The organism is Paenibacillus sp. MZ03-122A, assembly GCF_024213325.1.
Lineage (GTDB): Bacteria > Bacillota > Bacilli > Paenibacillales > Paenibacillaceae > Paenibacillus > Paenibacillus polymyxa_B.
This window is the reverse complement of the sequence record NZ_JANAVI010000003.1, coordinates 151,832-176,775: the sequence shown is the minus strand read 5'-3', so window position 1 is coordinate 176,775 and position 24,944 is coordinate 151,832. Positions and strand designations below refer to the sequence as shown.

The window sequence follows — 24,944 nt, the reverse complement described above, 5'->3', positions numbered from 1 at the left end:
TAGCCTATATTCGGCTTTGGGATACCTTCCTGAGAGAACGCTTTTCATTTCCAATGACTTTTACAAGTAAGCCGGGCCAGAATTACTTTGATCAATATTAATATCTACAGGTACCTGTGGGGGTGGAGTCTGCACATTGCCGCCTGCATTCCGGAAGATAGACTGAACCTTATCAATCAGGTATGGGGTGGAGTCAATGAGTTTCTCAATCAGATGCGTTTGATTGTCCAATGGAACGATTTGTGCCCCCTGTTTGCCAACAACCAGAAAAGCAATGGGATGAATAGATACACCACCACCGCTACCGCCACCAAAAGGATGACCTTCCTTCCCGCTATGATTACCCGAAGCCGAGGAAGTATGAAGTGCTTCTTCGTCTACGTTAAAATCACTTCCCCCGGCAGCGAAACCAAATCCTACCTTACTGATTGGCAAAATAACGGAACCATCGGGTGTTTCCACCGCGTCTCCCACAATCGTATTCACGTCTACCATGGCTTTGATGTTTTCCATTGCGGTTTGCATGAGCCCTTGAATCGGGTGATCTGACATGATTAATTCCTCCTTTGCTTATCTCAAGCGTAGATTGCCTTTTCTTTCGCTATTGTGCGCAGGGGTTCAAGGAAATATGTATGTCATCCGATTCGGTTATGCCTTAATCTGGAGGACACTGAAATCCCAAAGTTCAGAAAGATTAAGTTTCACCACATTTCAATGTTTATCTTTCATTGCTAGCTTGAAGATCTTCATTTTTTTTTGAAAAAAACCCGCTTCCATGCCTCGGGTCCACCCGGAACGCGCCATATGCGGTAAGATAAGATGAGCATGGAGAAAATTAAATAGCCGAGCGATACGTTTGCTTCACAGTTCAAAGTGGTGGTAAAACGCAAGCGATCCACCCAATACGGCACAACATACAGCTTAGGAGTACAATCCATGCGCACAAAGCTGGAAGCAAAACCGATCAAGGTCGTTTTTAATCCCCACAAAATACCGGTTGAGGTAGCTGTATAAGCCGCGTCAGCAAGACTAATGTTGGTGGACCACTCCATTTTGGACATCGTCACATGTGCCAATGTATGTCGCAACCATCGATTGAAGGATTTTGTTCCCTTGAGCAAAACCCGTATATCATATATAAATTGCTTGATTTTTTCTGTATCAATATTGCCGCTATCCACGGAAGCATCCGTTTTATGTATGTTTTTGTTGCGATCAAGCCGATAGAGAAGCCCTTTTTTCAAACCTGTTATGAGAATGGCCGGAACATCGTAATTTATTTTAATCATCCCGTATAGAAATCTGATCTCTAGATGCGCCCGATCATCATTGTCATGTTTGGCAATATCCAGCTTCAATCGAATACGAGAGAGCAGAATAGCCAGCACAAGTAATATAACGACGATGATGGCGATACTGATCCATTTCCACACTGGCGAGTCCTCCCTACCTTTTTGCTATAAATATCATGGCAAAAATAGTATGACCGTTCGCCGGAAAATCATGCATCTTAAAATACCAACAGCCAGCCTCTAACTACTTGAGGACTGGCTGTATATTTGAAATTTTACATAAGTGAGCCGCAAGATCCGGATGAACTTTATTGGGATTCAAGATCCAGATCGTTGGCTGCAGGCTGGCTGCTCTCCAGACGCTCGAACAATAATTGAGTCTCTTCCTCCAAATTGTCCGAATCTTCGAACAACTCCGGTTGTGGTAGATCTGCCAAAGAGCCCAGACCGAAATAATCCAAAAATGATTTCGTCGTTCCGTACAATATTGGCCGTCCGATGGCTTCAGCTCGACCTTTCTCTTCAATGAGCTCCTTGTTGACCAGTGTATGTATGGCCCGCTCGGATTTGACACCCCGAATCTCTTCGATTTCAACTCTTGTAATGGGCTGGCGGTAGGCCACAATGGCCAGCGTCTCCAAAGCAGCTTGAGACAGTGAGGCACGTGCCGGAGAGTATGCGAGCTTTTCAAAGTAAGATGCATGTTCGGATAAAGTTGCAAGCTGATAATGACCGGCAATACGGACAAGTTGCAGGCCTCTTCCTCCCTGCTCCATGTCCTGCTTCATATCTTCCAGGCACTGTTCAACCAGCTCTTGCTGCTGCTCTACAATGTCGGCGATCTGCTTGGTGGACAACCCTTCCTCTCCTGCGAGAAACAGCAGTCCCTCAATAATTGATTTCAGCTTCAGATAATCCATTAACCCGTAAATCCCCTCTCCACTCCATTACAATATCATCGAAAAGCTTCTCCTGATAACAGAAAATTTGTTTCATTTTCATCAGTTCAAGGATAGCCAAAAAGGTCACAACCACTTCATGCCGATACATATCCTCATGCATCAGCTTGGAGAACAGCAGCCGCCCTCCATTCCCCACCATCTCTAAAGCTCCGATAACTTGCCGGATACGGTCCTTGACTGAAATTTCGTCCCGATGAACACGAGTTACCGTCGTACGTCGTTCTGCTTTGCGCAAAGCACGCTGAAAGGCCGCGACCAAATCGCTTGCATGCAGCCCATGCACCGGATTTACGGGTTCAGTAGGCAGGAATGCGCTTAGATCTTCTGGCTCCTTGCCATAAATTAGACTCCGCTCCCACTCACGTTCACTTAGATGGCGAGCAATCCCTTTATATTTACGATACTCCACCAGCTTGCGGACCAGTTCCTCACGTGGATCATAATCCTCTTCCTCATAAAAATCCAAATCGTCATATTCCATCACAGGTGGCTTGGGAAGCAACAATTTACTCTTAATAGATAAGAGCGTCGCCGCCATCACCAGAAACTCGCTCGTAATGTCCAGTTCCAGCTCCTGCATACTGTGCAAAAAAGCCATATACTGATCAGTAATATCGCTAATCGGGATATCCTGAATGTCGATCTCGGCTTTATCAATCAGATGCAACAGTAGATCCAGCGGACCCTCGAATGTTTCCAGCTTGTAATTTACGACTGTCAATGTGCTTCCCCCTGCCTTACTCCAATCATCATTCAACAATACCTTTCCCTATAGCACTTATGCTCTACGTTATCAATCCCTCTTTCTGTAGTATATACGTCATCGCCTTGCTTAACAATCCAATCCCTTTTTCACCTTGCAGTTTATAGCGTTCTATTCAGCTATTCCTATAATTAAAATTGCTTGCCGAGATTGGCCATTTCAATCGCAGCCAATGCAGAATCCCAACCTTTATTACCAGCCTTCGTACCTGCTCGTTCAATAGCCTGTTCAATGTTTTCTGTAGTCACTACACCAAAAATAACGGGCACTCCCGTTTTCAGACTGCTCGCGGCCACACCCTTGGCCACTTCATTGCAGACGATATCATAATGTGAAGTAGAACCACGGATGACCGTACCCAGCGTAATTACGGCATCATATTTGCCGCTTGCAGCCATTTTTTGTGCAATCAGTGAAATTTCAAATGCACCCGGAACCCAAGCTACATCAATTTCATCTTCCTGTGCACCATGTCGTTGAAGTGCGTCAATTGCGCCGCTTAACAGCTTGCTCGTAATAAACTCATTAAATCTGCCTACCACAATACCATATTTTAAACCGTTCGATACGAGATTACCTTCTAGAAAACGTGCCATGTTTAATCAACCTCTCTTAGTTTAATTATTTAGGGACTTCGGACAATACTTCAGATTTACTTGGAACCGAGATGTATTTTTACAATGATAAACGACGACGGTAGTCCACCAAATGCTGAATACTGATCAGCTTTAATTGATGTCGCTTGGCGACCACTGCCAGATCAGGCAGGCGGGCCATTGAGCCATCTTCCTTTATAATTTCGCAAATGACCCCAGCAGGCTTGAAGCCACTGAGTCGGGCCAGATCAACAGCCGCTTCAGTGTGACCCGCACGCTGCAAGACACCACCATCGCGAGCAATCAGCGGGAACATGTGACCAGGCTTGCGGAAATCACTGCCTGTGACTGCTTCGTCTGCCAAGGCGCGTACAGTCAAGGAGCGCTCGGCCGCTGAAATACCCGTTGTTGTCTCCATATGATCTACCGATACCGTAAAGGCAGTACCGTGGAAATCTGTATTTTGCTCTACCATAGGATGCAATTCCAAGGCCTCGGCTCTTTGTCGTGTGATTGGCACACAGACCAACCCGCGACCTTCTGTAATCATGAAATTAATGACCTCAGGCGACGCTTTTTCAGCCAAAGCGATAAAATCGCCTTCATTTTCGCGCTGTTCATCATCCACTACAATAACAACTTTACCGTTTTTCAAGTCCTCCAACGCTGCTTCGATGGAATCCAAACGAATCTCTTCATCATGTTCCAACTCGCCATGCTCTATGACGTTTGCCATTGCACTTGTTTGGCTATCTCTATCCATAACACTTTCCTCCTTATGTCTTGTGCCACGAATGCTCCTAAACAGGCTTACCCTTCAATATCAGGCAAAGCCGTGTTTCGCCAAATAGTCCAAACTGAGAGGAGCTTCTTCTACCCTCTCCGCCTCCGCTGCACCTCTGTAATTTAAAAGCTGTTCTACATATTTGCCCAAAATATCGCATTCGATATTGACGGTATCTCCCTCACGTTTGGCTTGTAAGGCCGTTTCGGATAAGGTGTGGGGAATAATGGATACGGCAAAGGTATCTCTCGTACGCTGTGCGACTGTGAGGCTGATACCATCAATTGTGATTGACCCTTTGAGAAGAATATATTTAAATAATGTTTGATTTTTAGGCTCAATTTCGAACACAACTGCATTCTGATCTGATGTTACCCCGCGAATCGTTCCCGTCCCGTCCACATGTCCTTGCACGATATGTCCTCCGAACCTTCCGCTCGCCGCCATCGCTCGCTCCAGGTTGACTCGGCTGCCTGATCTCAACTCTTTCAGATTACTGCTGCGAAAGGTTTCCGGCATCACATCAACCTTAAAGTCTTTCGTACCGATCTGTATCGCCGTCAGGCAAACGCCATTCACTGAGACACTGTCTCCTATTTTCAAATCGCCCAACACCACGGAACCCGAAATCCCCAGCACCATCGCTTCACCGCTTTTGGAAATAGTTTGAATGCGACCCACTTCCTCGACCAATCCGGTAAACATGCCTTCACTCCTTTCCACTACATTTCAGTTTATCCCTAACTCATCAGCTATAAGCGCAAAAAAACCCCAGTTCGGATTCAATCCGTCATGGGGGTGATGAGAGTCACATTTGTAGTATACAAGCGCAGTTCATATGCATCTTAAGACGACATGAAATCATAGGTTTGCCAATAGAAAGCATGACTGAGGATACAACCAAATACGCTCTGAACATCATCAAAAAGAAAGCTTAAGCAAGCTATCGCCCGATGCTGTCCTACAACGAAATAAGCCGTACGCACAATTGGGTATGCTAAAAATCGGCACATGTCACGTCATGTACATGCGCTTCGTATCCTTCTCCCATCCAGACTATACTGTCGGTCCCGGATTTGCACCAGGTCCACCTTCTGCCGATCATTCAGCATCCGGGTCACGGACTAAGCCATGCTGTTTCTCACAAAAACGATCCACAAACATGTCATCACCGCCGGTGGGGAATTTCGCCCCGCCCCGAAGGATCTTGCTCTTATTTAATTGAATTAACATTAAACTTGTTACGTATATTAGCACCGACTTCTAAAAAAAGCAAGTTATCTAATAGAAGCTCCTGCTTTGGTTTTGACATATTGGCTGGAGAGTTCTTCAAACCAGGTTTTATCATTCATATGAAGCGCCAAGTCAATCAGATCGGCCAGTTCCTCGACTCCCAACTCTGTTGCATGATCAAAGGTAATTACGGCTGAAGCAACCGGTCCCCGTCCTTCCTCAGAACATGCTTCATAATCCAGTCGCACATCAACATGTCCGTCAATAAACTCGCATTTCAGAAAATAAATAATTTCGCACATTAAAATGGGGCGTACCTGTGTTTCTAACACGCAATCCATCACCTTGGCAGAATAATGCTGGTTCGTCAGCGTGAATTTGTGTTCTGTCGCTGCCAACGAAGCCCGTCCAAAATCATCCGTAAACTTTAGCTCCACTGGCTTGATGTTCATAACCTTAGGGATCTGCTTCTTTATAATTTCGATTATTTCAACTGTATTCAGCTTAATCATTACCTGCACCTCATTGCATCTTAAAATTCAGAAGAAAACTTTTTAAAGTGCCTCTTATAGGCCTCCACTCCTATATCGGAAATCATTACCTGTTTTTTTATGCTTCAACCCATAAACGACAAAAAAGATTCTTTGCGCAATAAACGCAAAGAATCTTGATTGAACCACTACAGTAACAGCGGCTAACAATGTTAATCGATGATTATGCAAAAAACGTAATTATAGCTCTGAAATTTCATGTTTCTTTTTCAGAATAGTCCAGCGACGCTCAATCTCCTGCTCAAAGGTAGCCAACGTAGCCTCCTCCTTAAGAAGATGCTTCGTTTTACCCATTAATTTCAACCATTCAGCAGCTGGAATCCGTTTTCCCTTGTCTTCCGGATTGTACGTAATCGTCGTACCGCCTTGCTCTATTTCGTACAAAGGAAAGAAACAAGACTCGACTGCAGCGCCCACAATGCTGGTGCCCAGTCTGTCTTCGGATTTCCAATTCAGCGGACAGGCGCACAGAATCTTACCATAGGCTGTACCCACGTTGTTCGCATACCATTGAGCCTTGGCTGCTTTGCGCAGCATATCCTGCGGATGACTTTCAGCTGCTGTAAAAGCATACGGAATATTACAAGCAGCCATGATTTGCACGGTATCCTTGTGATGTCCTTGCTTTCCTTTTTGCATTTTCCCTACACCCGACGTACTGGTCATGTGACCAACCGGAGTGGAGTATGATTGCTGTGAACCTGTATTCATGTACCCTTCGTTATCATATTCCAGCATGATCAGCTTATGATTACGCAGAGCCGCACCAATCGCAGAACCCATACCTATATCCATCCCACCGTCACCACTGATCATGATAAAGGTCGGATCGTCCGACATTTCAATTTCATTACGGCGCTTCATTTCCATATAAGCTTCCAGCGCTCCTGAAAGTGTAGCGGCCCCGTTTTGAAAAAGATTGTGGATCATCGGTTGTTTGTGTGATGTATATGGATACCCTGTCGTCGTCACATATACGCAGCCTGTCTGGAACAGAACGACAATATCCCCTTCAATACCTTTGAAAAACAGTTCCAGCGCAGATAATGCCCCACATCCTGGGCAAGCCCCGTGACCTGGTGTAAGACGGCGTGGTTTGGTTGTCAACGACCGCAGGGGTGGTACCTTGACTTTGAGCTTCCCGGTCGCCTCGTCTGGCGTAACCTGAATCAGGCCCGTACGGTATGCATTGCCACGTGGCGGCTGCATAACTTGCGGCATCACCTTGTCCGGTGAACCCGGATTAATTCCGTAATAATCAAAGGGCTTCTCCGCTCGTCCGGCCTCTGCCGCCTCAATCGCAAGCTGGAAGAACGCCTCTGCATCTTCCGCATAAAAATCCTTGCCGCCCAAGCCAAAGATACGGCTCAACACGAGTGTCCGATTCAGTGGGTCCTCCTGCAAGGCCGCCTTAATTTCATGCGTTAAATTCCCGCCGTCTGCCCCATACGAGTCTGCACGTTCACCTACCAGCAGCGCCTTGACATCACGTAAGGCTTCCCGCAGTTGTGCGGCTGGGAACGGTCGGATGATATTCGGACGTATCACACCAGCTTTAATCCCGCGCGCACGGAGTTGATCCGCCACATCCTTAGCCGATTCAGCCGCCGAATTCAACAGGAATACCGCGACCTCAGCATCCTCCATTTGATACAGATCTAAAATCGGGTATTCCCGACCGGATAAAGCGGCATATTCTGCTGCTACCTGCTCATATACTCCTTCTGACAGCTTCAGTGCTTCGGACAGCTGAACATGATTATTCGTCAGGTCATCACCGTTCATATGCGCACCTACGGTAACAGGATGATCAAAATCAGTAATATTCGGATAATTTAAGTTCGGGTTAGGACCTACAAAACCGCGCACGGTCTCAGCATCTGCAAAATATTGCACTTTACGTTTTTGATGGGACGTATAAAAACCGTCATATGCAACCATTACAGGTAGCCGAACATCGCTATGCTCTGCGATTTTTAGTGCCATGATGTTCATATCATACACAGCCTGTGGTGTACTTGCCGTCAAAATGACCCAGCCTGTATTCAAACCATAGTACAGATCCGAATGATCCCCGCGAATATCCAGGGGACCACTGACAGCTCGTGTCACCAGATTCATAACCATTGGAAAACGGGTACCTGACTGAACAGGTAACTGCTCCAGCATGTACAGGAAACCTTGCGAACTAGTGGCGTTCACAACCCTCGCTCCCGCTGCGGCAGCTCCATAACAAATCCCTGCCGATCCGTGTTCTCCGTCTGCTGCAACCAGCTTAATATTATGCTGACCTCTCGTTCTCATCTGATCCAAATACTGCGCTACCTCAGTAGATGGAGTAATCGGGAAATATCCCATCATATGATAATTAATCTGCGCAGCCGCCGTAGCTGCCATTTCATTACCGGATTCGAACGTTGTCACTTGCGCGGCGCCTGTCTGTTTGAGTTCTTCCTCCAGTTTTGCCATTACGCACGCCCTCCTTCATATACCGGAAATTGGTGGGCAACTCGATTCTGTTCCGCCCATCCCCATTGCTCACGACGCGAGCTTAATGCCCCCGATGGGCAAATATCTACACATTTCAGACATCCTTTGCAATACTGGTAATCAATCCCTTGCAAAAATGGCATCATTCTTCCGCGTTTGTCAGCTTGCTCTTCCCATACAAAACAGTAATCCGGGCAAATCGAATCACACTTGGCACAATGGGTACATTTATCAGCTTCATATTCAGGTACATACCCTTGACGTGAACCACTAACATCTCTCGTCATGCTGTTTCCCTGAGTTGCAATAACGCCCCCCAGTAGTTGCGTTTCGTATCCCATCAATGGCTGAGGACGTTCAAAAACCCGATCCTCTGCGTCATCAGTAACTGGATATACGTGCAGTTCCATTTCCTCATAACCACGGTTAAATGTACGGAGATTAGGTTCCACTAACAGCGGATTTTTCTTTTCAAAGGTACTGCGTATAACCGATCTCATCGCTTCCGGGTCCAGGAAATCACAGACACGGAACAAGGCACCGAGCATGGACGTATTTAGTTTGGTTCGCTCTTCCAGTGCGATACCCATCGCATCCACCACCGCCAATGTACCGGATACCAGTCCCAAATCAGCCCGTATTTCTTCTGCTGGACGCGTGGAATTAACCACTACAATCCCATCCGCTGGCAGTCCGCTGATTACATTTACCGTTTTGTATAACGTTTCATGGAAAATGCCTACCACATGCGGTTGCTCAATCGGACTGTGATCCCGAATATCGACCTCCGGCTCACAGAAGCGGACGAAGCTTTTAACCGGAGTTCCCTTTTTTTCCGAACCGTAGGACGAAAAATTTGAAGCATTTAGCCCCAGACCAAGCACCCCGGTTTCGGCCAACATTTTGCCAGCCAGATTAGCGCCGAGTCCACCAATGGATTCCAGCCGGATTTCAAAAAATCCGAGTCGATTTGTGCGCGTTAAAATAGACAATGTGATAAGCCCCCTTCTTTTCCAATCCTTACTGAGTTTGAATACTCATATAAAATAAATGGAAAATGCATTCTTATCGAAAGGCTATCACAACACTTACTTTTCGAATGTGATCTTACGCACTGTAATGCCTACGTGATTGCGAAAATCAATAAACCGTCAAACAAAAGACAACAAAAGCCGCCCTGTCCAAAGACAGAACGGCTTAGGTGCAACGCTATTTGAAAAAGATCCTGTAATTAACGGTAAAATTACACGTCAAATACTTTAACCTCTTTCATTTTGTCGCCTTGTTTTACAGCATCAATGAATTCCATACCTTTGGTTACTTTACCAAATACAGTATGTACTCCATCTAAATGTGGTTGTGGAGCGTAGCAGATAAAGAATTGGCTGCCACCTGTGTTGCGACCTGCATGAGCCATGGACAAAACGCCTTTGGCATGCTTTGTTGTATTCGTAGCTGTTTCACAGTCAATCGTGTAACCAGGACCGCCTGTACCGTTACCGATTGGACAACCACCTTGAGCAACAAAGCCCGGAATGACACGGTGGAAGCTCAAACCGTTGTAGTAACCGCTGTTTGCCAGCTTTTCAAAGTTAGCAACGGTGTTTGGAGCTTCTTCTGGGAAAAAGTCAATTTCAACGATACCGCCGTTTTCAAGATCTATTCTACCTTTTTTCATTGTTTGTATCTCCTTTTCAACCTGTTTTGAGAACTAAATAACATCAAGTTCCAGTTTACTATGAATTGCCGCGCTTAGCAAAGTCTTGTCCAAAAAAAGAGCCATTGTCCCCGGTGTATTATTACCGACTCAATGGCCTGCTTGATCTTACAATTCTAAAATCAGGACGAAACGGTAATCTTGGCGTTGGGCTGAACCACTGGACTAGCTTGATCACGAATCAAGCGCTGTGGCACGACATCGTTGCGTACGATATCTTCGTAGGTTTCCCGACGCACTACCAACTCGGCCTCACCGTTGTTGACAAATACAACTGCTGGTCGACGTATTCGGTTATAATTACTCGCCATGGAGTAATTGTAGGCTCCGGTTGAGGCAACAGCGAGCAAATCGCCGCTATTTATACGAGGCAGCTCTACATCCCAAATCAGCATATCCCCACTTTCACAGCATTTGCCCGCAATGGACACCGTCTCTTCGTTCGTATCCTGCGCTCGGTTAGCCAGCATCGCTTCATACTTGGCCTGATACAGTGCAGGGCGTGGATTATCTGTCATCCCGCCATCCACCGAGACATATTTGCGTACCTGCGGGATATCCTTGATGCTTCCTACCGTATATAAGGTCGTGCCTGAATCGCCTACAATACTGCGTCCCGGCTCAATCCAAATTTCTGGAAGTTCATCGTAAAGTCCTGAAAAATAAGTTTTCACCGCTTCGCCGATAGCCTGTACATAGGTTGATACTTTCAGTGGTGTGTCCTCTTCTGTGTAGCGAATGCCAAATCCCCCACCCAGATTAATCACTTTGAAAGAAAACTGAAGCTGTTCCTTAATTTCTCTGGAAAAAGCTGCAACCCGTTCAGCAGCCATTTGGAAGCCATTCACTTCGAATATTTGCGAACCGATATGAGAATGTACCCCCAGCAGGTTAAGATGGTCCAGCTTGATAGCCTGTTCCACTGCTTGGCGTGCTGTACCGTTTCCAATGTCAAAGCCAAATTTCGAATCTTCTTGACCTGTGGCCATATATTCATGCGTATGCGCCTCAACCCCTGGTGTAACCCGCAGTAAGATATTCACCTGCTGTTCTTTCTCGGAGGCAAGGGCCTGCAACAAATGCAACTCCATTTCGCTATCGACGACGAAGCAGCCAATTTGCGCATCTAACGCCATTTCAATTTCTTCCGGTGTTTTGTTATTGCCGTGGAAATGGATTCGCTCTGCCGGAAACCCTGCTTGTAGCGCAGTAAACAATTCTCCACTGGAAACTACGTCAAGCGACATCCCTTCTTCAGCAGCTAAAGCGCACATCGCCATAACACAAAACGCTTTGCTTGCATAAGCGACTTGAAACTTCAATCCGGTTTCACGAAAAGCTTCTATATACTCCCGGCAGCGCCGGCGGACTAACTGTTCGTCAACAATATATAGTGGTGTGCCAAAACGCTCTTTCAAAAGTGTTGTATCACAACCGCCGATTTCCAAATGTCCATTGCTGTTAATTTTACTGCTTCCATGCAAATACATGTTCTGGCGCCTCTCTTTCTGGAACAAGCTAGTCATATTCCATCGAATGTTTACACCAGTATAGCAAAAAAAACATCAAGAACAATGGATTTTTATGCAGATCATTTATATTAATGCTCCTGTCCATTGCCTGAGTTCGAATCTGTGTCGGCATCCGTATGGGGCATACGCGTATTGTCCCTAGTTTTGTTAAATGACGGGCGGTTAGGCGCATCTAGTACAGGCATACGGAACAAGATGGAAGCTAACGCTTTGGCGTTAAAAGGAATGAACGGCCACAAATACGAAGAATTATATGACCGATGCAGCGTCAGCATCAAAATGATCAGTGTCGTACCCACGACAAAGCCAGGTACATGAAAAATCGCAACAGCAACCAGCAGGAATAGTCGAATCAGTCTATTCGCCAGCCCTAGCTCATAGCTCGGTGTTGCGAACATTCCTATGGCAGCGACAGCCATATACAGCACGACCTCATTCACGAAAAGTCCCGTCTGAACCGCTATGTCACCGACCAGAATAGCTGCGATCAAGCCCATAGCGGAAGCCAGTGGTGTCGGAGTATGCACAGCCGCCATTCGCATGAGATCGACCCCTAGTTCCACGATGATAAACTGTGCAATCAGCGGAAGATGTGCTTCCTTTTGAGGACCGATAAAATCGAGAAACGCCGGTTTTAATTCGGGATTGATGACCATTAGCAGCCACATGGGAAGCAGAAACATCGAGGCAAATATGCCTAAAAAACGTACCCAGCGCAAATAACTTCCCATAAAAGCGGTTTGCCGATTTTCTTCTGCATGCTGACACAAGTCAAAAAAGGTGGTAGGCAAGATCATCACGCTGGGTGAGGTATCGACGAAAATAACGAGCCTTCCTTCCATAATATGCGAAGCAACGACATCTGGTCGCTCCGAATATCGTACTAATGGATATGGATTCCAACCTTTATTGATAATCGTCTCCTCTAATTGCTTATCGGCCAGAGGAATACCATCCAAATTAACATTTTTAATTTTGTCTCGTACAGTATCCACCATCACCTTATCCACAATATCGTCAATGTAGCCCAAACATACGTCTGTTCGGGTTCGGCGTCCGACCTGCATAGCCTCAAATTTAAGTCCTGGGTCCCGCAAACGTCGGCGCACCAGACTTACATTTGTAAGCATTGTTTCAGTAAACCCGTCGCGGGCACCGCGCACAACCCGCTCCAAAGAAGGTTCCTCCGGACTACGCACCGGATAATTACGAGTATCCAGAATAAGGGAAAAACGTTCGCCTTCCATGAAAAAGGCACTCATTCCTGTCAGCACCTTGTTAATGACGACAGACATCTTATCTGTCTTCTCCACCTGAATATGTGGAATAAAATTTTCGAAATACGCTTGTAGTCCATCCGAAGAGAGATTATCCGGCGTCAGATAGGTGAGACGCTTTAGCACTTCAAGCATGATCTGATCTTTCGCAAAGGTATTTAGGAACAGATATCCGGTATGACGCCCACCCAGTGTCATTTCCCTGAATACCACATCAAAGGTCTCCCCCAAGCCTAATACTGTTTCAAGTGTATTCTTATTATCCTTCATTCTCGGCGATATATCATCTTCGGCCTGCCAGTAGCGAACGGACTCCTCTACGTTATCAGACCGCTCACTCTCTTTTTTGTGTTTAAAACGCGCAGATTCCTGCGCCTGCTTTTCCTTCCATGGACTCAACTCTTCTCCGTCAGTATGATATTCCTTTCCGATTCCCCTGTCTTCTTGATGTTGCTCCTGATGCTCTTGATCCGCTCTGCGATCCATATTCCTTGCCCCCTTCGCTTTCGTTGTTAACGGTTGTATACAAACCAGTCAAATAAGGAACCCGTCACCTTGCCAAGCACCATTGCCATTAATAGGCCGAACATGTACACGGTCATGTGGAGTCGCTTGGCGAGTATAGGCAGGAGATTCAATACCTCCGTTAAAGCCGCGGCGAGCAAACCAATAAACACTCCGCAAAATAACCCAGGTATCCATGTAAATATGCCCGGTAGTGGCAAGCAGATGTTCCAAAAATCGACCACAGTCCCCAGCACTGAACCTATAATCATTGCCTTTTCGTATGCGCGTGATTTTTTATACGTACGGGTGAGTTGTGCTAATCGCGGCATGATATCCAGCACAATAAAGAAAGCAATTACACCGCTACCCACCGCAAGGCCCCCAGCAATACCTAAAATAATCTGAAGTGCAGCCTGTACAAATATCATGGTTTCTTATCCTTTGTGTGCAAACGGGCCATCTTTTCATACTCCTCTGCCACAACATACTGATCCACATTTTCCTGGTAAAGATACATTTCCACCTCCAGCGGCGTCGGCTCCTCGTTCCAATTTTTCTTGAACAAGTGATTAAAAAAAACGATCATGCCAAAGCCGATGCCGATCGAGTAAGCAATTTGAAACAGGTACGGATGTTCATCTTTATGTCCCGTAATCATCTCCACAATCCGAACCTGTACCTCCATCATGCTAACGTCGGCATGAAAATTCATAATTGTCAGCGCAGAGCCAAAAAACAGTAGCACCCATACCAAAACAAACAGTATTTTGGACGGCTTACGGGGTTTCTCCACGAGTTCCACAAGTACATGTGGCTTCCCGAGAGATTCAACTACGACCCCCGGAATATGATCTCTAATTTTTGCTATGATCTGCAGCATGTCTATCAGTATCAGATTACCGTCCTGGTGCTGCGGGCGCTTGAGAACAAGCTCAAGCAGATCCTTTTCCCATTCAGGATTAGTCAGCAGATGGGCTACATCACCCAAATGTAAATCCTGCCCTTGTATCATGCGAACACGGCTGCGGAGCCGCAAGTAGACAATAGGAGCTACTGTAGGAGCCGGACTATGAGTCATCCGATCCCCTCCTTATCCTCGTAATTATCGATTAGTATGGAACGAAGCGAGGAAACCTATTCTGTGTATTGTCTTTTATCCCACGCAAAAAAGAGTACCCCTGGCCATTAAAATGGCTTTGGAATACCCTTTTTAAATACGTAAGCATAAGGATTTCACTAAGATCCTGACTGTTATTATTGGGCAATCTGATCGCGGATCAGTTGTAAAATCTTTTTTTCCAGCCGTGATACCTGCACCTGAGAAATACCAAGCCGACTTGCAACCTCTGATTGAGTCTGATCCCGGTAATAGCGCAGGTACACAATCAACCGCTCCCGCTCAGATAGTCCGCCAATGGCTTCATTGAGTGCCAGCTTGTCGAACCACCTTTCCTGTGATTCGTCAGCAATCTGATCCATAAGTGTAATCGGATCACCGTCATTTTCGAACACCGTTTCGTGAATGGACGTAGGCGGCTTATTGGCCTCCTGCGCAAAAACAACATCCTCCGGTGTCACTCCCAGCTCATCAGCAACTTCCTTGACTGTAGGCAGACGGTTGAGCCGTTTGGATAGCTCGTCTTTCATTTTGCGGACCTTATTGGCCGTTTCCTTCAAGGAACGGCTAACTTTGAGTGTACCGTCATCACGCAGGAACCGTTGAATCTCACCGATAATCATCGGTACTGCATATGTTGAAAATTTGACTTCGTAGCTGAGATCGAATTTATCCACCGATTTTAACAAGCCGATGCAACCAATTTGAAAAAGATCGTCAGGTTCATACCCCCGGTTCATAAAGCGCTGCACGACAGACCAGACGAGCCGGATATTACTATTGACCAGTGTCTCACGAGCCTCATTATCACCGGATTGACTCAGTGCAATAAGCCGCTTGACTTCCGCATCCTCCAAATAGCTGTGCGAAGTTTTTTTTCCTCCTGCTTCCATAGGATCAACTCCTAATTATATAAAGCTTTCTTGGATTCAATCCTTTTCTTCATCCGGACCGACGTGCCTCCGCCCGGCTCACTGACTGCTTCAAACTCATCCATGAAATTTTCCATAATCGTAAAGCCCATGCCGGAGCGTTCCAATTCAGGTTTGGACGTATATAGAGGTTGCTTGGCAAGTTCCAGATCCTCAATTCCTCGGCCTGCGTCCTCAACAACCAACGTAATCACGTCCGCTTCAATCCCGACTTTGATCGTTACGACACCTGACGGGTCGCTGTCATAACCGTGAATAATACTGTTTGTCACCGCTTCAGACACTACGGTCTTCAAATCGCTTAGCTCATCCATTGTGGGATCAAGCCTGGAAATAAATGCCGCGACAGCCACACGAGCAAATGCTTCATTCTCCGATTTGGCAGCAAACTGCAAGCTCATGAAATTGTTACCCGTGCCTTCTCTCATGACACTACCTCCAGTTCCGTGAGCGCATTTCCCTCGTTGTCATATATGGGCATGATTTTGAACAGCCCGGACATATCCAGCAGTCGGTGTACTGGCGGATTGACATCACAGACTGCCATTTTCCCGCCCTTTTGCTTGATCAGTTTGTACCGTCCCAAGATAACGCCAAGCCCGGAGCTATCCATAAACTGAAGATTCTTCAGACTGAGCACAATATGCTCGCATTGCCGACGCTGAATCGCCTCATCCATTTGCATACGGACCATGTCCGACGTATGGTGATCAAGCTCACCAGACAGCCTTACAATCAGTACCCCCCGGTGATGCTCCATTTCAATTTGCAGGTTCATGCTTACTCACTCTCCTCCCGGTCTTGGACAAGGATTTCTACGTAGCCGCAGACGATTCCTGCCCTCCGACAAAACTAGAAGAAAACCCCGTAAAATCTACAAAGAAAATAGGTTCGACATGGTACGTTTAAACAATTTCCACCATCCGGCCTTTTCGATAGCCACAGGCGAAGTGATATTAAACTCCTTAAGACGTTGTCCATCCTGATAGACGACCAGCTTACCGACTGGGTCACCAGCCCGGACAGGAGCTTTGAGGCTTGGGGCCAGTTGTAATTCATGACGCAACGTTTGTTTGTTGCCACCTTTTTTCACCAGCACGCTGTAAGAACGATCAGCCTGAATTTTCAGTTCTGGCAATACGCCTTTTTCAACTTTTACATTACCCAGCAATTCACCCGGCTTGTATATGGATTTCATTGTATATTGAGAAAACGCATAGTCGAACATGGAAGATACTTCATTGTTACGTATCTTCGTATTCGGCTCCCCAAGCACGACAGCTACGACACGCAAGCCATCACGCTTCGCAGTAGCGGAAAGACAGAACTTTGCTTCTCCCGTATAGCCTGTTTTCAGCCCGTCTGCTCCAGTATAGAAACGGACAAGCTTATTCGTATTCACCAGCCAAAAGGGTTTGACCGAGGATTTGCGCAAATAGTCCTGATAGGCTCCCGTATATTTCGTAATTTGCGGGTATTTCAACAACTCCCGGCTCATAACCGCAATATCATGCGCAGAAGAATAGTGATTCTCGACAGGCAAACCGTTGCAATTGGCAAAATGGGTATCCTTGAGCCCGAGCTGCTGCACCTTGGCGTTCATCATGTCGACAAAAGCCTGCTCAGACCCTGCAATTTTCTCAGCCATCGCCACAGAAGCGTCGTTGCCGGAAGCCATCGCGATTCCCTTCAGCATCTCATCGACCGTCATTTCTTCTCCCGGCTCCAAGAAAATTTGCGAGCCCCCCATTGAAGATGCATATTCGCTGGCACGAACTTTATCGGTCAGCTTAAGCTTGCCATCCTGAATGGCCTCCATGGTCAGCAACATCGTCATAATCTTGGTAATGCTCGCTGGAGGAAGCTTTTCACGACTGTTTTTTTCATAGATGACTGTGCCCGTATCTGCATCCATCAGGATCGCCGAGAGAGCCTGGGGAGCTAGCTCAGCCGCTGATCCCTCTTTGGTTTTGCTTTCAGGTATGCTTTCTTCGGCCCAACCGCCGACAGGGACGGCAGTCAAGGCTACCAGGCAAGCCAGGATGAACGCCACCACTTTTTTCTTCACAATCGGTTCCCTCCTCAACATATTGGCGTAAAGCACCGGAGCCCATTTACTTAACCCTCCGGCCTATTCGCGTGCTGCTAACCATTGTCGTCAGAATGAAAGAAAAATATTCCATATGGATAAAAACATCAAATAGCACCAAGCTGAGTCAGCATGGTGCGCATTTTCCAATATATAAAACGACAGAACATCTATCGTCTGTGAAATAATGGTTTAAATTCGGCTTACGGTGAGATATGTGATACCGCCACCCGGTAAAATATCCATTGTATTTTGACTAAACACCCGTATATCAATAAAAGAATTCGCTTCCAGTCTAAGTTCCATTGCTCCACTCAATGCACTATAGTTCAGTCCGCCGATAACCCTATCATCGAGATAGGCATAGGCGGAGCTCCCGGCAAGCTGCTCATCATTCAGGTGAAGTGCCAGCCGTGTGCGATTACCATCCACTTGAGGGTCGGTCGAAATGTAAACTTGTATTCTGTATTTCCCAGCTCGCTTGGCTCGCCATCGGCTATTCGCCGCGTCGAATTCGATCAGCTCATCATGGTTGATTTGATTGAACTTTACCTTCTGCCAGCTACCTGCGGGGAGATTTTGCCTTGCTCCCAAGTAGGCTTTAACAAAGGTTTCGTCCAAATGTTCAATCCCGTTGTTCGAGTATTTCTCGACCAGCAGCAAAGCCTGCCCTGTCCCATTGTTCTCGTCATAACGATTATTGCTATAGCTAAAATCCAAATGTGAGCGAAGTGTCACCTGCTGTGTGGAAGAGCTACCAGAGAAAGAAATAAGCTGCTTTAGATTACGGGGATACCCTCCCACCTCGTCCACCAAAACTTTTTTGCCAATGACCACATCCACAAAATAGTTACATACGGATTGGGTGTCATCGAATTTGTCCGCTATCGCTAAAATGGAGTCACGCAAGGCCACATTTTTCGTTTCTTTGGTAGCACCAATTTGAATAAAAGAAGGCACTGTCATCTTATGCTCTCTGCTTAGTCCCTCAAACCAGCAACCTATAAATTCAGCGTTCATAAAATCATTAATTAGAATGGGAATATCATTGGAACTTCCATCCTTAATGTGCTGGCTAGCCAAAAATCTGGCTCCGTTGGAGCTGTTCAGATCCAATGCCGTATCGTTCCCCAATGTAAAAAGCGCTATGCTAGTAAACTGTGAACTTCTATTCTGCAAGTGAATCCCTGTTTTATTGTAATTAATCTCCGTGCATTTAAATAAATTCACATCACTTTCGTAGCCCCAAAAAGCCGTTTCAAAATGCTCAATTAGGACGTTATCTAGGGCAACTCCACCGCCCTTCCAATCCTGAATACCTAAAGTACCTTTGCCATAATATCCACGCTTCACTGACTGAGAAAACGGATTATTTAATGTGGATCTCTCAGCCCCCTCGTACCGGATCGATAAGTCATGAAACTGCACATTTTGAAATCCGCTAAACGATGGTAGACTTTCATCTCCAATTTGAAAACAAGGACCCGTACCATAAAATTCAATCGACGTAACACCTTTGCCTTGTCGGTATCTGCCCTTATGAATGCCAAAAATGCGCACACCCTGCTTGCGAATCTGTAGGGTAGAGGTTATTTTGTATCGTCCACTGGGGATGTGAAGAATGGAATAATCGGGGGTCTTATTAATCAACTCCTGCAAAGCTGCCGTGTCATCCTGAATACCATCACCAGCAGCTCCAAACCAACTTACGTTTGCACTGCGTTCAATGAATTCTTTTTCAATGGTTTTAAAATTTTCATTTAATTGCTGCGGCGTTAAGTCTTTGCCTGTACCACTCAAATTCAACTTCAAACGGTCTGTAAAATGATTCGCCACCCGAACACCCCCATGTTTAAAAACATAAAAAGTTCCTTTTTAACCAAGCCGAAGAATTCTTCATTTTCTTAGCATGGACTGAGTATATGCACAATAGGGCTTGCTCTAGGCTTGAGAAAAATGAAAATAAATATTTTATTATTATTGTACAAGAAGATACGTTTTGTATATTATAGATACATAATGTATCTAGGTGGTGAAATCGTGAAACATGTACTTACCGTAGCTGGTTTACTGGCTTTTTCGATTCCTTATGCTTGTCAGGGTTTGTCCCCCAGAGTTATCACGATTTCCCTGCTTATTCTGTTGTTCAGCTATACCATGCTACTACCTTCACTCAAGTCATTGATCGCAACCTTAGTCGACAATCCGTTGCTGACTTTACTCATGCTGTACATCGCTGCCTCCTGTTTATGGGCTGAACAAGAGCAGACCTCTTCCTTGCTGATGGTTCTCAAATTTCTTGCCTTCTCTACCTTTGGGCTCTATTTGGTCACCCATTATACAACACAGGGCTGCATTCGCCTCTTAGTCGTTACGTTAAGTATTTTGAGCATACTCAATCTACTCGCCGTTTTGCTCGTTCCCTCCTTTGCCATTCATGGTGGCGTAGAACATACTGGGCTATGGAAGGGCATCTCTGGTCATAAAAATACACTTGGAACTCTCTCTCTGTTAAGTTTTGTTTCACATGTTATTTACTTTTTCAGGGGTAAACATAAAGTTTTGCATATTGGCTTCATCTTACTCAATGCCTTATTGCTCATCGAGTGCCAATCTACCACCTCTTTGGTGCTGACATCTTCGCTCTTCGTATTTATATTGTTTATATTGCTATTCAAGAGAATCCGAAGCATTGCATTACGCGGTTTCTTCATTAGCTGTTCCTGCTTGTTCGTTCTTTTGGGTTTGGTATTCATCTTTACTTATGGAGATGCGATTGCGTCGGAATTTGGAAAAACAACAACCTTAACTGGAAGAACGGAAATCTGGCAGGGGATTGGTGGTGCTATTCAGAGCCATTACTGGTTCGGACATGGTTACGGCTCCTACTGGGCAGCCCGACCCAGTATCTATGCGAATGGAATTCGATTTGACCTGACAAGCAGCCATAGCGGTTTCCGAGATCTGTGGATCGATGTGGGCCTTACAGGACTACTGGCAACCATTACACTTGCCATAACCACTTTATTTAAATTCAGAATTGGTAAAGCAGATATGTATACATGGCTGACGGCAGCGGTTTTTTTCCTTTTTATCGTATTGAACAATATAACGGACAGCCGTTTCCTGAACTCGCTATCTATTTACTGGATTATTTTTATGGTTATTGTGATCAAGGTGCAAGAACGACATAAACTGGCTGTAGCAGAAAAAGCGAATTCAACTGCATTGAGCACACAGCCTCTTCATTAGGAGATCATACTCAGCTCAACCGCTGTATGTAAAAAAGAGCCCCGTACCCACGCCAACAAAAGGCGTTCGGATACGGGGTTCTTGGGATATATGTCCACCGCTTCGGTTGAACATGATCCCCAATCTACATTTGTGGAATAATCGCTAGCACAAGTTTTAAAAATTGCTCACGTACCTTCTCTGCCGTCTCCATCACTTCACCATGGGACAAAGGTTGATCCAGAATGCCTGCGGCCATATTCGTGATACAGGAGAAGCCCAGTACCTCAATACCTGCATGACGGGCTACAATAACCTCAGATACGGTCGACATACCCACCGCATCTGCGCCCATTGTACGCAGCATAACGATTTCAGCAGGCGTTTCATAGTTAGGGCCCAGCAATCCAGCATATACACCTTCTTGCAGGCTGAAGCCCTGTTGGTTAGCCGTTTGCTTGGCAATTTCACGCAAGCGGCGGCTGTACGCCTCCGACATGTCTGGAAAACGAACGCCCAGACCGGCATCGTTCGGTCCGATCAGCGGATTTTGTCCTGTCAGATTAAGATGATCCGAGATGACCATCAGATCGCCTGCTTCGTAGGAAGTATTTACACCACCTGCTGCATTCGTCACCAGCAGACTTTGAATCCCCAATTGCTTCATCACCCGAACTGGGAAAGCCGTCAGTTGCGGGCCATAGCCCTCATACATATGGAAGCGCCCTTTCATCATGACGACAGCGCGACCTTCAATCGTGCCTAACAGTAATTCTCCCTCATGACCTTCTACCGTCGATACAGGAAAATGGGGAATATCCTGATAAGGAATACTAATTCCATCCTGAATTAAATCGGCCAGAATACCGAGACCCGATCCCAGAATAAGACCAATCTCTGGACGTATTCCGCTTTTGGCACGGATATATTCTGCTGCTTCCTGAATTGTAGCTTGGTTGGCTGTTGACATTAGTATCTCTCCTGACTTGTACAATCGTAAAGTTATAGTCATTATCACATTTTCTATGAAAGTAAAGTATCGTTACGTTCGATCTTTGCTTTCATGAGAAGTGCGGTTGCCGCCGTGCGGGTGATGCTTTTCATATACTTCCTTCATATTCCGTCTTGCCGTCTGCGCATATACCTGCGTCGTTGACAGATCAGCATGACCCAGCATTTCCTGTACAGAGCGTAAGTCCGCTCCGCCCTCCAGCATATGTACCGCAAAGGAATGCCGCAGCGTGTGGGGCGTGATATCCTCGCTTATGCCTGCTTCCTGGCCGTACTTCTTGATCATTTTCCAGAAGCCCTGTCTACTGAGACGCTGTCCAGATACGTTCAGGAACATGGCTTCCTGCTCTACCTGAGCTTCTTCACCCTGCCCGGATCTCAGCAATAATAGACGCTGCTCGTCCATGTAGGCTTGTGCCCACTGTGATGCCTCACGGCTGATCGGTACAACACGCTCCTTGCCTGCCTCGCCGCCACAGTGCACAAAGCGCAGATCGGTGCGCACATCACGCACGTTAAGGGCAATCAGCTCCGATACGCGAATGCCCGTCGCATATAACAACTCCAGCATCGCCTTGTCTCGCACCCCTTGCGGGGCAGTCACATCTGGCGCGGCCAGCAAACGCTCTATCTCATCCTGCGTTAGCACCGAGGGCTTCTTTTTAGTCGCTTTAGGCAACTCCAGCAGAACGGACGGATCATGGATCGTAATTCCCTCCCGGATAAGAAAATGAAAAAAGGAGCGAATGGAGGCGACACTACGTGATATCGTCGCCGCAGCTTTTCCCTGTTCCTTCAAATGGCCCAAATACAGTACCAGATGTGACCGTTGGGCATTATCCGGCTGCTCAATACCACAGCTTTCTGCGAACTCGACAAACTGCTGTACGTCTCGTTGATACGCTTCCAAAGTGCTGCGCGACAAACCCTTTTCCTCTTCCATATATTGAGCGAAAGGTTGAATGTACATTTTCATGAGTTCCAAAAGTCTCCTTGTTCTGCATACAGCGGTTCAGTCTCAGCGTCTGCTTCTTCGTGTGCTGCCTTCATTTCATAAGCTCATCAAGACCGATTACTTAGACTATTCACCATACCAGTAAAAGAAACGTAAACGTTCCAACACTGCTATTCGATGCTCGGACCCTTCATTTACTTTTTGTCCGCCAAATACCTTAACTGCATGTCCTTCCGGTATTCGGTAATGATCTACAGGTGTTATCCAATCTGTAAACAGCCTGAGGCTAAGAAAGAACATACATGCCAGTACCCCGAACAAGATTACCAAACGCAGCCATTTTAGTCCTCTCCGCAACGATAGTACCATGTGGATCAGCCGCCTTTTCCCCAGAATATGGCCCTAATTAGGACTCTCTATGGAAGGGTATGACAAGCTATTCCTTTTTATACCGCTTAATCCCGAACAACAGATCCCGAACCAAAAAAGCTCTCCCGAACGCATCTTCGTCGGTGAGAGCTTGGGTAGTCAGCTTTTAGTCCTGAGATTTGTTTTTTTTGGACTTGCCCAAAGATTTCTGAGCGGTCGTATCGTTCTTCGCCTTACAACGATAACAAATACCGTGGAAGTCCAAACGATGATCCACTACGGTAAAATTATATTCCCGTTCCAGGCGCTCCTCCAATGGTCCAAGCCAATCTTCCAGTATTTCATCTACACTGCCACACTGCACACATATCAAATGGTGATGGTGATGTTTGGTTGTATCGCCGCGCAAATCATAACGCGCAACGCCATCACCAAAATTAATTTTCTCCACGACATGCAGTTCACTTAGCAGTTCTAGGGTACGGTATACGGTTGCCAGACCGATTTCGGGAGCTTTCTCTTTGACGAGCATAAATACATCTTCCGCACTCAGATGATCATCTTCGTTCTCAAGTAAAACTCTGACGGTGGCTTCCCGCTGAGGCGTTAGTTTGTAGCCCTGGGATTGTAGTTGCTGCTTAATTTTTTCGATCCGTGCTTCCATGTGTCTCCCTCCCCCTGCAAAGCTACTGCCTACTGCACTTTTTTCACTCCTATTATTATAGGGGGTCTATACAAATAAAGTCAAACATTTTGAAACGGATTAAGATGACACGGAAGCTGTCAGCATAGGAGTGACCCATTGCATCATAACCGGGGTGATCCAAGTTTCAAAGGACGCGCTACCAATAAGAAGCACCATCATCACAGCAGTCAATCCTGCGTAAGACAGCAACGGACGTAGCATTCCGTCTGACGGCCGGGTAGCGAGTATTTTGGTTTTGATCATATGGATGGAAAAAGTCATCGCAGCCACGCTGCAGACGAGCAGTACCGGAATCACGAGCAGGTTATGGGGAGCAACTGAAACCAAAGAAAATAGCAGTCCTTTCCACGAATATTGCCCCACCATATAACCTACTGAAAATCCGATTAGCACACCCTTGAGGAAATTCAATACAAGAATGCCCGGTAGACCAATAACCGAAAGACCACACACCCAAATTAGGCCGACCCATTTCAGATATAAAGATACGCTATCCCAAAAGGTCGAGGCCGCCTGCGAATCAGCGAAGCCCTGTTCGTTTTGATTGACCGTTACAAAAAAATCCTTCAGGTAACGGGACAAATCCTGTAACTGCTCCAGCGAGAGCGCGTTTACCATAAGTGCGCCAAAGACGACTCCCACCAGAAACAGCACAGCCAAGAAAACATAATACGGCGTCTGATCCTTTAACGTATGACGAAACCATTGCATCGGCGTCCTGCCCCTTTCATCTGCTTGTTTGTCCAAAAAACAACCGTAATCCGACGGCTGATGGCTAGAAATGGGGCAGCTTTCGCTGCAGATCAAACACCACGAATGATGTGCCAAGC

The 24,944-nt window shown here is 46.2% G+C and carries 26 protein-coding genes and 1 riboswitch; of the genes, 1 reads left to right on the top strand and 25 read right to left on the bottom strand.

The window, feature by feature from the left end; all coding sequences use genetic code 11:
- Positions 1 to 60: 60 nt before the first annotated feature.
- The 20 genes from ytfJ to NLX74_RS07875 form a co-directional block, all read right to left on the bottom strand.
- Positions 61 to 552, bottom strand: a complete 492-nt coding sequence (gene ytfJ, locus NLX74_RS07970) for a GerW family sporulation protein (protein WP_039271014.1) — start codon at positions 550 to 552, stop codon at positions 61 to 63.
- 194 nt (positions 553 to 746) lie between these two features.
- Positions 747 to 1,433 carry a DUF2953 domain-containing protein gene (locus tag NLX74_RS07965; protein ID WP_254328396.1) on the bottom strand — a complete coding sequence of 229 codons (687 nt, stop codon included), beginning with the start codon at positions 1,431 to 1,433 and terminating at the stop codon, positions 747 to 749.
- Positions 1,434 to 1,600: 167 nt separating this feature from the next.
- Positions 1,601 to 2,212, bottom strand: coding sequence for an SMC-Scp complex subunit ScpB (scpB, locus tag NLX74_RS07960; protein ID WP_254328395.1), 612 nt, complete (start codon positions 2,210 to 2,212; stop codon positions 1,601 to 1,603).
- Complete coding sequence (locus NLX74_RS07955) at positions 2,181 to 2,975, bottom strand: segregation and condensation protein A (protein WP_029517304.1); 795 nt, start codon at positions 2,973 to 2,975, stop codon at positions 2,181 to 2,183. Before NLX74_RS07955 ends, scpB begins: the two co-directional genes overlap by 32 nt.
- A 173-nt stretch (positions 2,976 to 3,148) precedes the next feature.
- A complete protein-coding gene (gene ribH / locus NLX74_RS07950; RefSeq protein WP_023989205.1) occupies positions 3,149 to 3,613 on the bottom strand; it encodes a 6,7-dimethyl-8-ribityllumazine synthase in 465 nt (154 codons plus the stop codon).
- A 79-nt stretch (positions 3,614 to 3,692) separates the two neighbouring features.
- Entirely contained in the window at positions 3,693 to 4,376 is a 684-nt protein-coding gene (gene ribB, locus NLX74_RS07945; protein WP_302058539.1) for a 3,4-dihydroxy-2-butanone-4-phosphate synthase, read from the bottom strand.
- Positions 4,377 to 4,436: 60 nt separating this feature from the next.
- Complete coding sequence (ribE, locus tag NLX74_RS07940) at positions 4,437 to 5,102, bottom strand: riboflavin synthase (protein ID WP_165177259.1); 666 nt, start codon at positions 5,100 to 5,102, stop codon at positions 4,437 to 4,439.
- Positions 5,103 to 5,432: 330 nt separating this feature from the next.
- Positions 5,433 to 5,606: riboswitch (FMN riboswitch) on the bottom strand.
- A 68-nt stretch (positions 5,607 to 5,674) separates the two neighbouring features.
- Positions 5,675 to 6,142, bottom strand: a complete 468-nt coding sequence (locus NLX74_RS07935) for an IDEAL domain-containing protein (RefSeq protein WP_013310772.1) — start codon at positions 6,140 to 6,142, stop codon at positions 5,675 to 5,677.
- Between the two features lie 219 nt (positions 6,143 to 6,361).
- Positions 6,362 to 8,650, bottom strand: coding sequence for a thiamine pyrophosphate-dependent enzyme (locus NLX74_RS07930; protein ID WP_254328394.1), 2,289 nt, complete (start codon positions 8,648 to 8,650; stop codon positions 6,362 to 6,364).
- Positions 8,650 to 9,663, bottom strand: coding sequence for a 2-oxoacid:acceptor oxidoreductase family protein (locus NLX74_RS07925; RefSeq protein ID WP_069289833.1), 1,014 nt, complete (start codon positions 9,661 to 9,663; stop codon positions 8,650 to 8,652). Before NLX74_RS07925 ends, NLX74_RS07930 begins: the two co-directional genes overlap by 1 nt.
- 251 nt (positions 9,664 to 9,914) lie before the next feature.
- Positions 9,915 to 10,349, bottom strand: coding sequence for a peptidylprolyl isomerase (locus NLX74_RS07920; protein ID WP_013310775.1), 435 nt, complete (start codon positions 10,347 to 10,349; stop codon positions 9,915 to 9,917).
- A 161-nt stretch (positions 10,350 to 10,510) separates the two neighbouring features.
- Complete coding sequence (lysA, locus tag NLX74_RS07915) at positions 10,511 to 11,878, bottom strand: diaminopimelate decarboxylase (RefSeq protein ID WP_061829240.1); 1,368 nt, start codon at positions 11,876 to 11,878, stop codon at positions 10,511 to 10,513.
- A gap of 110 nt (positions 11,879 to 11,988) precedes the next feature.
- Entirely contained in the window at positions 11,989 to 13,683 is a 1,695-nt protein-coding gene (locus NLX74_RS07910) for a spore germination protein (protein WP_254328393.1), read from the bottom strand.
- 26 nt (positions 13,684 to 13,709) lie between these two features.
- On the bottom strand, positions 13,710 to 14,132 hold the full coding sequence (locus NLX74_RS07905; RefSeq protein WP_039271000.1) for a stage V sporulation protein AB: 423 nt from the start codon (positions 14,130 to 14,132) through the stop codon (positions 13,710 to 13,712).
- A complete protein-coding gene (locus tag NLX74_RS07900; RefSeq protein WP_039270998.1) occupies positions 14,129 to 14,782 on the bottom strand; it encodes a stage V sporulation protein AA in 654 nt (217 codons plus the stop codon). Before NLX74_RS07900 ends, NLX74_RS07905 begins: the two co-directional genes overlap by 4 nt.
- A 176-nt stretch (positions 14,783 to 14,958) precedes the next feature.
- Positions 14,959 to 15,714: an RNA polymerase sporulation sigma factor SigF gene (sigF, locus tag NLX74_RS07895; protein ID WP_023989213.1), complete on the bottom strand. Its 756-nt coding sequence runs from the start codon at positions 15,712 to 15,714 to the stop codon at positions 14,959 to 14,961.
- 11 nt (positions 15,715 to 15,725) lie between these two features.
- Positions 15,726 to 16,181: an anti-sigma F factor gene (gene spoIIAB, locus NLX74_RS07890; RefSeq protein WP_013310781.1), complete on the bottom strand. Its 456-nt coding sequence runs from the start codon at positions 16,179 to 16,181 to the stop codon at positions 15,726 to 15,728.
- Complete coding sequence (gene spoIIAA / locus NLX74_RS07885) at positions 16,178 to 16,531, bottom strand: anti-sigma F factor antagonist (protein ID WP_013310782.1); 354 nt, start codon at positions 16,529 to 16,531, stop codon at positions 16,178 to 16,180. Before spoIIAA ends, spoIIAB begins: the two co-directional genes overlap by 4 nt.
- Positions 16,532 to 16,627: 96 nt before the next feature.
- Entirely contained in the window at positions 16,628 to 17,821 is a 1,194-nt protein-coding gene (locus NLX74_RS07880) for a D-alanyl-D-alanine carboxypeptidase family protein (RefSeq protein ID WP_254328392.1), read from the bottom strand.
- Positions 17,822 to 18,034: 213 nt separating this feature from the next.
- On the bottom strand, positions 18,035 to 19,678 hold the full coding sequence (locus NLX74_RS07875) for a glycoside hydrolase family 55 protein (protein ID WP_235309567.1): 1,644 nt from the start codon (positions 19,676 to 19,678) through the stop codon (positions 18,035 to 18,037).
- 204 nt (positions 19,679 to 19,882) lie between these two features.
- Here NLX74_RS07875 and NLX74_RS07870 point away from each other — a divergent pair, with 204 nt between their 5' ends.
- Complete coding sequence (locus NLX74_RS07870) at positions 19,883 to 21,094, top strand: O-antigen ligase family protein (RefSeq protein ID WP_039270991.1); 1,212 nt, start codon at positions 19,883 to 19,885, stop codon at positions 21,092 to 21,094.
- A gap of 124 nt (positions 21,095 to 21,218) precedes the next feature.
- On the opposite strand, the gene NLX74_RS07865 is transcribed toward NLX74_RS07870, so the two are convergent.
- The 5 genes from NLX74_RS07865 to spoIIM form a co-directional block, all read right to left on the bottom strand.
- Complete coding sequence (locus NLX74_RS07865; RefSeq protein WP_039270989.1) at positions 21,219 to 22,043, bottom strand: purine-nucleoside phosphorylase; 825 nt, start codon at positions 22,041 to 22,043, stop codon at positions 21,219 to 21,221.
- Between the two features lie 72 nt (positions 22,044 to 22,115).
- Positions 22,116 to 23,060 (bottom strand): site-specific tyrosine recombinase XerD, encoded by a 945-nt coding sequence (gene xerD, locus NLX74_RS07860; protein ID WP_254328391.1) that lies wholly within the window; start codon positions 23,058 to 23,060, stop codon positions 22,116 to 22,118.
- A 105-nt stretch (positions 23,061 to 23,165) separates the two neighbouring features.
- On the bottom strand, positions 23,166 to 23,408 hold the full coding sequence (locus NLX74_RS07855; RefSeq protein WP_061829247.1) for a YqzK family protein: 243 nt from the start codon (positions 23,406 to 23,408) through the stop codon (positions 23,166 to 23,168).
- A gap of 166 nt (positions 23,409 to 23,574) precedes the next feature.
- Entirely contained in the window at positions 23,575 to 24,072 is a 498-nt protein-coding gene (gene fur / locus NLX74_RS07850) for a ferric iron uptake transcriptional regulator (protein WP_039270985.1), read from the bottom strand.
- 99 nt (positions 24,073 to 24,171) lie between these two features.
- The gene (gene spoIIM, locus NLX74_RS07845) at positions 24,172 to 24,825 is read right to left on the bottom strand and encodes a stage II sporulation protein M (RefSeq protein WP_254328390.1); all 654 of its coding nucleotides are present in this window, start codon (positions 24,823 to 24,825) and stop codon (positions 24,172 to 24,174) included.
- Between the last annotated feature and the right edge of the window lie 119 nt (positions 24,826 to 24,944).